Source organism: Stagnihabitans lacustris (genome assembly GCF_025950525.1).
Lineage (GTDB): Bacteria > Pseudomonadota > Alphaproteobacteria > Rhodobacterales > Rhodobacteraceae > Stagnihabitans.
The window spans coordinates 31,618-43,250 of record NZ_JAPDGS010000003.1 but is presented as its reverse complement, the minus strand read 5'-3'; the positions used below and the strand labels follow the sequence as shown (position 1 = coordinate 43,250).

The 11,633-nt window shown below is 65.5% G+C and carries 12 protein-coding genes; 1 reads left to right on the top strand and 11 read right to left on the bottom strand.

The window, feature by feature from the left end; all coding sequences use genetic code 11:
* Positions 1-113: 113 nt before the first annotated feature.
* Positions 114-551 (top strand): hypothetical protein, encoded by a 438-nt coding sequence (locus NX862_RS08715; protein WP_264493517.1) that lies wholly within the window; start codon positions 114-116, stop codon positions 549-551.
* 21 nt (positions 552-572) lie between these two features.
* Here the strand turns inward: NX862_RS08715 and NX862_RS08710 are convergent, their stop codons facing one another.
* The 11 genes from NX862_RS08710 to NX862_RS08660 all read right to left on the bottom strand — a co-directional run bounded on the left by NX862_RS08710 (position 573) and on the right by NX862_RS08660 (position 11,624).
* On the bottom strand, positions 573-2,624 hold the full coding sequence (locus NX862_RS08710; protein WP_264493516.1) for an oxidoreductase: 2,052 nt from the start codon (positions 2,622-2,624) through the stop codon (positions 573-575).
* The gene (locus tag NX862_RS08705; RefSeq protein ID WP_264493515.1) at positions 2,621-3,541 is read right to left on the bottom strand and encodes a LysR family transcriptional regulator; all 921 of its coding nucleotides are present in this window, start codon (positions 3,539-3,541) and stop codon (positions 2,621-2,623) included. The genes NX862_RS08710 and NX862_RS08705 overlap by 4 nt, the downstream gene beginning before the upstream one ends.
* Positions 3,538-4,212 carry a DUF1028 domain-containing protein gene (locus NX862_RS08700; protein ID WP_264493514.1) on the bottom strand — a complete coding sequence of 225 codons (675 nt, stop codon included), beginning with the start codon at positions 4,210-4,212 and terminating at the stop codon, positions 3,538-3,540. Before NX862_RS08700 ends, NX862_RS08705 begins: the two co-directional genes overlap by 4 nt.
* Positions 4,213-4,369: 157 nt before the next feature.
* Positions 4,370-4,789 carry a RidA family protein gene (locus NX862_RS08695; protein ID WP_264493513.1) on the bottom strand — a complete coding sequence of 140 codons (420 nt, stop codon included), beginning with the start codon at positions 4,787-4,789 and terminating at the stop codon, positions 4,370-4,372.
* Entirely contained in the window at positions 4,786-6,024 is a 1,239-nt protein-coding gene (locus NX862_RS08690; protein WP_264493512.1) for a flavin-containing monooxygenase, read from the bottom strand. The genes NX862_RS08695 and NX862_RS08690 overlap by 4 nt, the downstream gene beginning before the upstream one ends.
* 3 nt (positions 6,025-6,027) lie before the next feature.
* Complete coding sequence (locus NX862_RS08685) at positions 6,028-7,149, bottom strand: aromatic ring-hydroxylating oxygenase subunit alpha (RefSeq protein ID WP_264493511.1); 1,122 nt, start codon at positions 7,147-7,149, stop codon at positions 6,028-6,030.
* 74 nt (positions 7,150-7,223) lie between these two features.
* Positions 7,224-7,718: a DUF2478 domain-containing protein gene (locus NX862_RS08680; RefSeq protein ID WP_264493510.1), complete on the bottom strand. Its 495-nt coding sequence runs from the start codon at positions 7,716-7,718 to the stop codon at positions 7,224-7,226.
* Positions 7,715-9,625, bottom strand: coding sequence for a 1-deoxy-D-xylulose-5-phosphate synthase (gene dxs, locus NX862_RS08675; protein WP_264493509.1), 1,911 nt, complete (start codon positions 9,623-9,625; stop codon positions 7,715-7,717). Before dxs ends, NX862_RS08680 begins: the two co-directional genes overlap by 4 nt.
* Positions 9,626-10,483, bottom strand: a complete 858-nt coding sequence (locus NX862_RS08670) for a polyprenyl synthetase family protein (RefSeq protein WP_264493508.1) — start codon at positions 10,481-10,483, stop codon at positions 9,626-9,628. It lies immediately after the preceding gene.
* Positions 10,480-10,734 carry an exodeoxyribonuclease VII small subunit gene (locus NX862_RS08665; protein ID WP_264493507.1) on the bottom strand — a complete coding sequence of 85 codons (255 nt, stop codon included), beginning with the start codon at positions 10,732-10,734 and terminating at the stop codon, positions 10,480-10,482. The genes NX862_RS08670 and NX862_RS08665 overlap by 4 nt, the downstream gene beginning before the upstream one ends.
* Entirely contained in the window at positions 10,731-11,624 is an 894-nt protein-coding gene (locus NX862_RS08660) for a histone deacetylase family protein (RefSeq protein ID WP_264493506.1), read from the bottom strand. The genes NX862_RS08665 and NX862_RS08660 overlap by 4 nt, the downstream gene beginning before the upstream one ends.
* Positions 11,625-11,633: the final 9 nt, after the last annotated feature.

Here is an 11,633-nt window from a genome sequence, read left to right as displayed (position 1 = left end):
ACGATATCGGCGCGGCTTTGCGGGTAAGGTAGAGGTAAGGAGTCTCTGTCACGCTACGCCTTGGCAGCCCCGCCACACTGGCCAAGGCGGCCTTGGGCCATGGCACAAAGATTATGCTGACCGCGCAAACTGCCATCGACTGTTTCGGCCGCGGGTCTGAAGTGGCCAAGGTGGCCATGCTTGGCGACCATGTCGAGGTGACGACCTCGGGCCTTGTTGTGCCGCAGGACAAGACGGCCTTCCGGCATCAGGTGTTGGACTTCCTGAAAAGCAACGCCGCCGGATTTGACGTGCGTTATAAGGATCATGCAGAATTCATGCTGGCCCTGAAAGAGGGCAAGGTGATCGTCAAGTCCGTCGACGAAACGCCCGAGCTGAACTGGCAGCCAGACGTCGGTTGGGCCGTCTACAGGGACGGCTATCCCCAAGGCGGCGGCATAAAGACCGAGCCGATTGGAAATCAGGCTCTGTTGGACCAAATGAATGCAACGCGGGGGCAGAACGTCGGGTCCATCGCCGGGCATATGTTCTATGCCTATTACGAGAAATAGACCGCAGCCGGAGGGTGGGCTTCAATCCTCCAACCGCGTCACTTCGCGGCGGAACGGGAGCGCGTCGCCAAGGTCCGGTTCGTCCAGTTCCCGCGCATAGCGGTGGCCGGCGAAGGTCGCCCAGGCGATAGGCGCCGGCGCCGCTGCATCCCCGATCAGCCGGACCGCGCGCAAGCCGTGGTCCGCCCATTGCGCCTGACGCGCCATGATGTCGTGATACAGCCCGTCATTGGCCAGGCGTGAGGCCACAAGGACCACCGCGTCACAGGCCAGAACCTCGCGCCGGTCGGTATAGCTGCAATTGGTCTCTACCGCGCCTGCGCGGACCGCCGTCACCCCGGTGTTCAGCCGGATCGTCACCCCAAGACCGCTAAGCCGCCGGTAAATCGACGACAGCTCCAGCGTGTTCGCCGTCCAGTCCGACACATAGGCCGAGGGCGTGACGAATGTCACCGTCGCCCCCTTGGTCGCCAGCAATTCCGCCAGAACACCGCCCATATAGTAGTGGTCGTCGTCATAGACCACCACATGACCGGTCGGAATATCCCCCGCCATCAAGTCATCGGGCGTGTAAACCCGGCCCGAGATTGGCATCGGCACCACATGTTGCCGCGCCACGCCATCGGCGCGCCAATGCGACCCGGTCGCCCCGCAGACATGTTGAAACCCGAACTCCAGCACCTGATCCGCCGTCAGGCGAGAGCCCTGATACATCTGCACATTGGCCCGCTGCCCCAGTTGATACAGCCGGTAATCCGCCACCCGCCCCCAGGCGGACAGGCCGGGCAAGGTGCGCTCGCGTGTGACCCGCCCGCCGAACACCTCCAGCGCCTCGGCCACCGCCACATCGTAACCGCGCAGGGCCGCCGCCCGCGCCGCCTCCAGCCCCGCGGGACCCGAGCCTATGACCAGCACCGTCTGGCTTTCCCCCTTGGCCGCGATCTTTTCCGGATGCCAGCCACGGCGCCATTCCTCCATCCAGGTCGGGTTCTGCGTGCAGCGCCCCATGCCCTGCGTCATGTCGCCGGTCACACAGATGTTGCAGCCGATACATTCGCGGATATCCTCGATCCGGCCCTCCTGGATCTTGTTCGGCAAAAACGGATCGGCAATCGACGGCCTTGCACAGCCGATGAAGTCCAGCACCCCCGATTTCACCATCCGCACCATCACATCCGGCGAGGTAAAGCGCCCGACCCCAACAACCGGCTTTGGCGACAGGTCGCGGATGCCGCGCACCCATTCCTCTTGCGCCGCCTCGGCCTTGAAACGCGACGGGCCCGAGCAATCCTCCCAGGTCCCCATGGCCAGGTCCCACAGGTCGGGCAGGTCGGCGTTCATCGCGATGAAATCCCGCACCTCGGCATTAGAGAACCCCAGGTCGCCGATGGTTTCATCCAAAGACACCCGCAGGGTGATGGCCAGGTCATCGCCCACCGCGTCGCGCATATCCGCGATGACCTCGCGGGCGAAACGTGAGCGGTTCTCTAGCGACCCGCCGTATTCGTCGGTCCGTTGATTGGTCGCCCGCGACAGGAAATGCTGGAAAATCCCGAAGCCATGCGCGCCATACAGGCAGATCAGGTCGAATTCGGCCACCCGGCACCGCTTTGCCGCATTGACGAACCACCGCCGCAGGTTCCGAATGTCGCCAAGGTCCATCGCGCGGGCCTGCACCGGGTCATTGGTAAAGGTCCGGATCGGCAGGGCGCTGGGCGCAAGCGGGACCTCTTTGGTATACATGTTCGGCCCGTTGATCCCGCTATAGGCCAGCTGGATGCCCGCCAAGCCGCCATGGGTCTTCATCGCCGCGGCCATTTTCGCGATCGAGGGGATGTCCTTGTCCTCCCACAGCCGCAGCTCGATAAACGGCGTGATTTCAGAGGTATGGTGCATCTCGGTTTGTTCGGTAAAGATCACGCCCCAGCCGCCCTCGGCCTTGACCCCCCGCATCGCCGCCGCCGCCGAGGGGTCGCGATAGCCCCCGCCATTGCAATGCGGCACCTGATAAAACCGGTTCTTGGCGGTCTTGGCGCCGATCTTTACCGGCTGAAACAACAGGTCATAGGTCATATCGAAAGCCTTGGCAGGAGGGCGGGAAGGGTCGCAAGCGCATGGTCGATGAAGGCGCGGATGGTCAGGGAGGCGGTCGCCCCCTGCGCGCACAAAAGCCCCATCCGAAGGGGCGCCACGCCCAGCAGCGGACGAAAGAGCAAGGGCCGCCCATCCGGCGCGTGATCGGACAGCGGGCGGACATTGCCAAAGGCATAGCCAAAGCCATTGGCGACCAGGCTTTGCACGACGGCCATGTCCCGCGATGTCTCGGTGATCTGCGGTCGCAGGCCTGACCCGTTGAAAAAGCTTAGGAAATAGTCGCCAGACAGCGGCAGATCCAACAGGATCAGCGGATGGGGCGCAAGGTCGGCGACCGTGACAGCACTGGCATGCGCCAAGGGATGATCCGGACCCAGCATGACAAAGGGCGCCAGGGTCGCCAGCGGCAGGAACTGCAGATCCGCGGGCAAGGACAGGTCATAGGTCAGGACGGCGTCGAGGCTGGCATCGCGCAGGCCGTCGATCAGGGCGGCCTGGTGGGTCTCGGCCTGGTGAAAGGAAACCTGCGGGTAACGCGCCAGGAAAGACCGGCGCAACTGCGGAACGACGATCTGGGCAAAGGTCAGCAGGCAACCGACCGTCAGCCGCCCCGCCACCGTGCCCCGCGCCGCATTGGCCAGGTCAGGCAGGCGGGCGGCCGAAGCGAGCGTCTCGGCCGCGGCCCGGATCATTTCGCGCCCTGCGGGGGTCGGCGACACCCCATGCGCATGTTTGCGCACGAACAGCGGCAAGCCGAACTCCGCCTCCAGCGCCGCGATGGCGGTGGAAATCGACGGCGCCGAGACGTTCAGCTTTTCGGCGGCCAGGGTGATCGACCCCGACTGGCCGACGGCCACCAGGTATTCCAACTGCCGCAGGGTGAAACGCAGGCTCACGTGTCGCCCGGAACGCCATAGGACGGCGCGGCGCGGGGGTCCAAAGCGCGGGTCTGATAGGCTGCCATCTGGGGTTTATAGACCTCCCAGGCGCGGGAGATATGGGCGATGGGACAGCCCTCCTCCCAGTCACAGCGCAATTCGGCGAGGGGCCAGGGATGGTCGCCCACGATCAAAAGGCCCGCGGAATGGACCGGCCCGGCCTCGCCCCCCAAGGCCAAAGCCGCCCGCATGGCGACAAGCAGCCGGTCGCCCAGATGGCCGGTCGAGGTTTCAAAGGCCCGCACCATGGTGCGCGGCACCCCCGGATCAGCCAGCATGTTGCCCCCCGCCGCAACGCAATGCCCCTCTGCCGCGCCCCAGACCCCAAGCGCCTTGTCGCCCGACCAAACCGCAGTCCGCCCCTGGGTGTCGATGCACAACAGCTGGCGATAGTCCGGGTAAGCCTCGGCTTGGATGGCCGCCGCCACCGCCTGCGGCGCCGAAAGCCCCCGGGACAAGGCGTCCAGCATCAGAGGCCCCAGCCCCGGGTTGGTGACATTCTGCGAAGCCGCCGCCCCCACCCCGGCGCGTGCATTGGCACAGCGCGCCGCCACCGCCGGAGAGGACGAGGAGATCGCCATCCCGAACTGGCCGGTCTGTTCACAAAGGGCAACAAGCGAAAACGTCATGGGTGGCTCCAGTGGAAAGCCCCGGAGGCTTTGCCCCCGGACCCCCAGAGATATTTGCATCAGTATGAAAGGGGCCATGTCTTTCATACTGACAAAAATATCTCCGGTGGGGTCCGGGGAGGCAGCGCCTACCCGGGGGTGGGGCAAGGGCGCGGGGTCAGTCAGGGATGACGGCGGTGGCGTCGATTTCCACCAACCATTCTGGGCGGGCAAGCGCCACCACGGTAAGTCCCGTGCAGACCGGGTGGACGCCTTTGATATATTCTCCCATCACGCGGTAGACGGGTTCGCGGTGGCGCACATCGGTCAGGTAGACGACCAGTTTCACCAGATGCTCCATCTGGCCGCCGGCCTCGGTGATCAGCGTCTGGATGTTTTGCATCACCTTGTGGGTCTGGGCCACCGGGTCGGTGGTCATCAGGCTTTCGGAGGTGTCCAGATCCTGCGGGCAGGCGCCGCGGAACCAGACGGTGCTACCGCCGCGGGTCACGACCGCATGGCACAGGTCATTGTCCAGGTTCTGTTCGGGATACGTCACCTTCGTGTTGAAGGGGCGGATGCGTTTGTGGGTCGTCATTCGGCTGCTCCTTGATAGGCGAGGTAATGTTCCAGCTTGTCGATGTGATCGGCCACGAATTTCGCATCGTGCCAGACGCCCCAGATGAAGGCCGAGCCGCGGCGCGACAGCCAGGGGAGGCCGACGAAATAGAAGCCCGTTTCGGGGCTTACGCCGCGCTTGTGCTGCGGTTTGCCGTTCTGGATCACGGGGACATCCAGCCAGGAATAGTCGTTTTCGAACCCGGTGGCCCAGATGATCGTCGTGATCCCCTCTGCCTTCAGGTCCAGGCTGCGGATCGGGGTTGTCACGCAATCGGGGTCGGCGGGGATCACGCGGGCCTGAGGCTCGTCGGGAAGGTTCAGGCCGTTGGAGGTCACGAAGGCGTCGGCCTCGTCCAGCACGGCCAGGTAATCGGTGTCGCCCTTGGCGATGTTGGCGGCAAGGTCGCCGGCGAAGGTCATGACGCCATTCGCATAGGCCTCGGCGCGGCCGGTCAGGGTCAGGCCCTCATGTGCCAGACGGCGGAAATCGACGGTGCGGCCGCCATTGGCGCCCGAAACCGCGATGGTGACATGCTCATTGCCCGGCTGATACTCCATGTCCCATTTGTTCAGGACCCCCAGCCACCAGACGAAATCGCGGCCCCGGTAGGCGCGGGGGGGCCTGCCGTGGGGGCCGACCGCAAGCCAGGTGCGGCGGCCGGACTGGCGCAGCTCTTCGGCGATCTGGGCGCCGGACGAGCCCGCGCCGACCACCAGGACCCCACCCGCAGGCAGCGCGCCGGGGTTGCGATAGGCGGTCGAGTGCAGCTGAGTCAGCGCCGGGTCCTGCACCAGGCCCGGGATCACCGGCTTTTGGAACGGGCCCGTGGCCGAGATCACGTAATCGGCCTCGTAGTCTCCCGCGGTGGTTTCCACGTGAAAACCGCGGCGGCCTGTCAGTTTGCGGACCTTGGTCACGGTGACGCCGGTGCGGATCGGCGCCTCGATCTGGGCCGCATAGCCCGCCATGTAAGCGGCGACCTCTTCCTTGCCGGGAAAGCCCTCGGGGTCGCCAGAGAAGGTGCGGTTCGGAAAGCGGTCATGCCAGGCCGGGCCATTGGCCACCAGGCTGTCCCAACGCGCCGTCCGCCAATTTTCGGCGATGCGGGCCTTTTCCAGCACGACATGACGCAGGCCGATCCGTGTCAGATGCTCTGACGTCGCAATCCCCGCCTGACCGCCGCCCACAACCAAAGCCTGAACCTTTTCCATGACTTACCCTATCTTGCGCGCCAGATACTGCGCGAATTCGTAATTGGGCCGCTCCAGGTGGCTAAGCGGACCGGGCTGCGCCATGCCGGACAAAAGCCCCTGATAGACGCGTTCCGTGCAGCCCTTGTCCTCGGCGTTGACCTCGTCCAGCAGCGCCTTGACGCGGGCCAGATGGGCGGGCGCTTGCGGGTCGGCCAGCCAATCGGCCGACATGCCCATGCCGAACAGCACATTCACATGGCCGGGGCCGTCGGGCGTCAGCGACAGATACCAGAAATACCCCGGCGTCAGCGTGATCAGCAGCGACGGATAGATCGCCAGAAGCCAGGTCTTGATCCGGTCCTCGCCCTGAAGGACGGTGTTCGACGGATGCGCCAGGGCCAGGGGGACGCGGTCGTCCTTCAGGATCGAGTGGTAGTTGAAGGCGTCAGTGCCCTCGGGGCAGACCATCTCTTCCAGCCGCGAGGCGCCGCCGATCGTGCCCTTGTGGCACATCGGCAGGTGATAGCTTTCCATGAAATTCTCGGCCAGGACCTTCCAGTTGGTCGCCCAGCGAAAGCTTTCCTGACTGGTTTCGGTATAGGTGGACATGTCCAGCGCCGGGATCAGGTCGCGGATGCCCTGCAGCGTTTCTGCCGGAGAGGCCGCCCGAGGGTTCAGCGTCACCATGACCCAGCCTTGCCAGACCTCGCAGCGCACGGCGGGCAAGCCCATGTCTTCCTTGCAAAAAGACCCGTTCAGATGCATGGCGGGCGCACCGCGCAAGCTGCCGTCCAGGTTATAGGTCCAGGCGTGATAGGGGCAGGTGATGGACCGGACTTGGCCGCGCCCCTGCAGCAGGGTCGACATGCGGTGGCGACAGACGTTGGACATGGCGCGGATGCCGACCGCGTCGCGCAGGACGATGATGGGCTCACCGGCAAGGGACAGGGTCAGGTAATCGCCGGGCTTGGCCAGGGTCTCGGCGCGACCGGCGCAGACCCAGTCGGTTGCAAAGATGTGCGCCTGTTCCAGCCCCAGGAAATCGGCGTCGGTATAGACCGATTTCGGCATGGCATGGGCGCGGTCAAAGGGGACAGAGACATTCTGTGCCAGCTCGCGCGCTGCTTTGACCTTCAGTCCCATGATGCACCCCATTCGCTTTTCGCAGGATGGCCCGGGCTTGGATTAAATCCAACTAAATTGATTCTAGCTATGGCTTAGGCGCAACCTAATGCCCAATCGGCGATCAGCTGCGGATCGGGGGGCAATTCCTGCGCCAGATCGCCGGCAAAGGACAAAAGATCGGCCAGGTTCACCGCATTGACGCCGATGATCACCGGGGTGCCCGCGCCCAGGGCCTCGGCGATCAGGGGGACGAAACCGCGGCCCATCGCCTCCAGTTTGCCGAACTTGTTCACGATCATGACGCGGGCGCCAAGGCCGTGGCGGGCGACCTCCATCACCACGCCCTCAAGGGCGCCGGTGTCCAGACGACAGCCCTTTGACCCGGCGCCAAGGTTCTGGTTGATCCGCATCACCGGCCCATCGGGCAAAACGCGGATCAGCATGTCGCAGGTCGGGTCGATGCAGGGGTCCGGCACGGTGACGGTGCCTTGCAGTCCGATGCCCAGGGCGGTCAGGATCTCTGCGGCCTCGGTCAGGCAAGTGCCGGTCTGTCCATGCCCACGCTGAGAGACATAGGCAAGCTTCACGCCCGCAACCCCACAGTCGCAATCCCCAGCGTTTCCAGCACCTTGGCCTCGATCTGGGGGGCGTTCATATGGGCCACCTTATACATCGTTTCGGGCGAGGCCTGGTCGATGAAGATATCCGGAAGCACCATGGACCGGTATTTCAACCCCCGGTCAAACACCGCCTCTTCGGCCAAAAGCTGCGCAACATGCGAGCCAAAGCCGCCAATCGCGCCTTCCTCGACGGTGATCAGCGCCTCGTGGTTGCGGGCCAGGTTCAGGATCAGGTCCCGGTCCAGAGGCTTGGCGAAACGGGCGTCAACCACGGTGGGGGGCAGGCCGCGGGCGGTCAGGCTTTCGGCGGCCTTCAGCACCTCGGCCAGGCGGGTGCCGAAGGACAGGATCGCGACGCGGTTGCCCTCGCGCAGGATGCGGCCGCGGCCGATCTGCAACGGGATGCCGCGGGCGGGCATTTCGACGCCCATCCCCTCGCCGCGGGGATAGCGAAAGGCGATGGGGCCGTCGTTATGCGCGACAGCGGTGGCGACCATATGGACAAGCTCGGCCTCATCCGCCGCGGCCATGACGACGAAACCCGGCAGGTTCGCAAGGAAGGCCACGTCGAAAGACCCGGCATGGGTCGCGCCATCGGCGCCAACCAGTCCGGCGCGGTCGATGGCAAAGCGGACCGGAAGGCGCTGGATCGCCACATCATGCACGACCTGATCGTAACCGCGCTGCAAAAAGGTCGAATAGATCGCGCAAAAGGGCTTCATCCCCCCCGCCGCAAGACCCGCGGCAAAGGTCACGGCGTGCTGTTCGGCGATGCCCACATCGAACATCCGTTTGGGAAAGCGGCCCGCGAACAGGTCAAGCCCGGTGCCATCCGGCATGGCGGCGGTGACGCCCACGATCTTGGTGTCGGTCTCCGCCTCGCGGATCAGGGCATCGGCAAAGACGCGCGTGTAACTGGGCGCGTTGGAGGGGCTTTTCTTCTGCTCGCCGGTCAACACGTCGAACTTCGCCCGGGCGTGGCCCTTGTCGGCGGCCATCTCGGCCGGGGCGTATCCCTTGCCCTTTTTCGTCAGCACATGGATCAGCACCGGACCGGTGGCGCGGGCGTGGACGGTGCGCAAAACCGGAAGCAGTTGGTCAAGGTCATGGCCATCTATCGGGCCGACATAGGAAAATCCCAATTCCTCGAACAGGGTGCCGCCGACGGTCATGCCCTTGAGCATCTCTTTCGCCCGCCGCGCGCCCTCTTGCAGGGGTTCCGGCAGAAGGCTGACCATGCCCTTGGCGGCCTGCTTGAACTCCTGGAACGGCGCGCCGGCGTAAAGCCGCGACAGATAGGACGACAGCGCGCCGACGGGGGGCGCAATCGACATCTCGTTGTCATTCAGGATCACGAAGAGGCGCTTTTTCAGGGCGCCGGCGTTGTTCATCGCCTCGAACGCCATGCCTGCGCTCATCGAGCCGTCGCCGATCACCGCCACCGCGTCGCCCGGATCGCCGCCCAGATCGGCGGCCATGGCAAAGCCCAAAGCCGCGCTGATGGAGGTGGAACTATGCGCCGCGCCAAAGGGATCGTAGGGGGATTCGCTGCGCTTGGTAAAGCCCGACAGCCCGCCTTCGCTGCGCAAGGTGCGGATTCGGTCGCGGCGGCCTGTCAAGATCTTGTGGGGGTAACACTGGTGGCCCACATCCCATATGATCTTGTCGCGCGGCGCGTCAAAGACGGCGTGCAGCGCCACGGTCAGTTCGACCACGCCCAAACCCGCGCCCAGATGGCCACCGGTGACGGAGACCGCGGAAATCGTCTCGGCCCGCAGCTCGCCTGCAAGGGCGTGAAGCTCGCGGTCGCTTAGCGCCTTCATGTCCGAAGGCAGCTTGACGCGGTCAAGGGTGGGGGTCAGGGGCAGGGTCATTCAGCTTTCTCGCGTGACGACGAAATGGGCGGCCTCGATCAGGGTCGCGGCGCGGGTCCCATAGGGGGCCAGAGCCGCGGTGGCCTCGGTGATCAACGACGTGGCGCGGGCGCGGGCGGCGTCCAGACCCAAGAGCGACACAAAGGTCGCCTTGCCCGCCGCGGCGTCCTTGCCCAGCTTTTTCCCGGCCTTTTCCGGGTCGCCGGTGACATCCAGAATGTCATCGGCGATCTGAAAGGCCAGTCCCAAAGCCGTGGCATAGGTGCGTAGCGGGGCGGGGTCCTCGCCGGCCATCAGCGCGCCAGCCTCGGCAGAAAAGCGGATCAGGGCGCCGGTCTTGCCCGCCTGAAGCCGGGTGATTTCCCCAAGCGTCAGGGGCGTGCGGGCGGTTTCGGCCGCAATATCAAGCGCCTGACCCAGAACCATGCCTTCGGCGCCCGAGGCCCGGGCCAGGCCGCGGACCAAGGCGATGCGGCGGTCGGCGGGACCCAAAGCGGGGTCGGTCAGGAATTCGAAGGCCAGGGTCTGCAGCGCATCGCCCGCCAGAATCGCCGTCGCCTCGTCCCATTTGCGGTGAACGGTGGGCAGACCGCGGCGCAGGTCGTCGTTGTCCATCGCGGGCAGGTCGTCATGGACAAGCGAGTAGGCGTGCAGACATTCGACCGCACAGGCGGCAGGAAGCGCATTGCTCAGCCCAAACAGCCGGGCGCTTTCCAGCACCAGAAAGCCGCGCAGCCGTTTCCCGCCAGAAGCCGCATAGGCCATGGCCTGCACCACGGGTTCGGGCGCGGTCAGGGCCGCCCTCAGCGCGGCTTCGATCGCGGCGGCATCGGCTGCGATGGTGGGCCTGAAGCTCACGCCGCGTCCATCGGTGTGGTGCCGGTGGCGCGGCCCTCGGCGGCGCGGATCAGCTCGACCTTGGCTTCGGCATCGGCGAGTTTCGCCGCGCAATGGGATTTCAGCGCGGCGCCGCGTTCATACAGCGCAATCGACGCCTCAAGCGCGACATCGCCGCGTTCCAGCGCGCCCACAACGCGTTCCAGTTCGGCCATGGCCTCTTCGAAACTGAGGTCTGCGATGGGCCGGTCAATCGTGGGTTTGTCGGTCATGAAAGCTCCTGCAAAACGGCGACATGGGCGGCGGCAGAGGCCCCCAAGGCGTCCAGATCATAGCCGCCTTCCAGGACGGATACCACCCGGGGGCACAGCGCGCAAAGCTGGCGGGTCAGCCAGGCGTAATCCTCGGTTTCCCATTGCAGTTGCGCCAGCGGGTCGGCCCGGTGGGCGTCAAACCCGGCGGAGATGATCAGCAGGTCGGGGGCGAAGGTTTTCAGACGTTCCAGCGCGGGGGCATAGGCGGCGCGCATTTCGGCGCCGCCGCTGCCGGGGGGCAAGGGAAGGTTGACGATCTGACCATGGGCGCCGCGATCCGAAGGGTCTCCGGTGCCGGGCCAAAGCGGCATTTGCTGGCTGGTGATGAACAAGACCCTGGATTCGTTCCACAAAAGGTCCTGGGTGCCATTGCCATGATGCACGTCGAAATCGACAACCGCAACCTTGGCCACGGTGTTCAGCGCGTGTTTGGCGGCGATGGCGACGGTGCCAAACAGGCAAAAGCCCATCGGGGTCGCGGTCTCGGCATGGTGGCCGGGGGGGCGGGCAAGGACGAAGGCGCTGGGGGTTCCGGTCAGAACGGCATCGACGGCGGCGCAGGCTCCGCCAACCGCGCGGGCCGCGGCGTCATGAGAGCCGGGCGACATCCAGGTGTCCGGGTCCAGTTGCACGGTGCCCGTCGCGGGTTCGGCCTGCCTGATCCGGTCGATGTGGCTTTGCGGGTGGCACAGGCGCAACAGATCCTGCCCCGCCAGCGGACTTTCGCGGCGGGTCAGGCCAAGCGGGGCCAGCGCGGTTTCCACGGCGGCGATGCGGGCCACCTGTTCGGGATGGCCGGGCGGGGTGCGGTGCCGATTGGCGTCGGGATGGGTGAACAGAAGCGTCATGGGCCGAAT

Coding starts and splice junctions, on each gene's coding strand:
- NX862_RS08665 (WP_264493507.1), bottom strand. CDS start 10,734: ATGACCGACAAACCCACGATTGACCGGCCCATCGCAGACCTCAGTTTC.
- NX862_RS08685 (WP_264493511.1), bottom strand. CDS start 7,149: ATGGGACTGAAGGTCAAAGCAGCGCGCGAGCTGGCACAGAATGTCTCT.
- NX862_RS08710 (WP_264493516.1), bottom strand. CDS start 2,624: ATGACCTATGACCTGTTGTTTCAGCCGGTAAAGATCGGCGCCAAGACC.
- dxs (WP_264493509.1), bottom strand. CDS start 9,625: ATGACCCTGCCCCTGACCCCCACCCTTGACCGCGTCAAGCTGCCTTCG.
- NX862_RS08690 (WP_264493512.1), bottom strand. CDS start 6,024: ATGGAAAAGGTTCAGGCTTTGGTTGTGGGCGGCGGTCAGGCGGGGATT.
- NX862_RS08715 (WP_264493517.1), top strand. CDS start 114: ATGCTGACCGCGCAAACTGCCATCGACTGTTTCGGCCGCGGGTCTGAA.
- NX862_RS08700 (WP_264493514.1), bottom strand. CDS start 4,212: ATGACGTTTTCGCTTGTTGCCCTTTGTGAACAGACCGGCCAGTTCGGG.
- NX862_RS08695 (WP_264493513.1), bottom strand. CDS start 4,789: ATGACGACCCACAAACGCATCCGCCCCTTCAACACGAAGGTGACGTAT.
- NX862_RS08660 (WP_264493506.1), bottom strand. CDS start 11,624: ATGACGCTTCTGTTCACCCATCCCGACGCCAATCGGCACCGCACCCCG.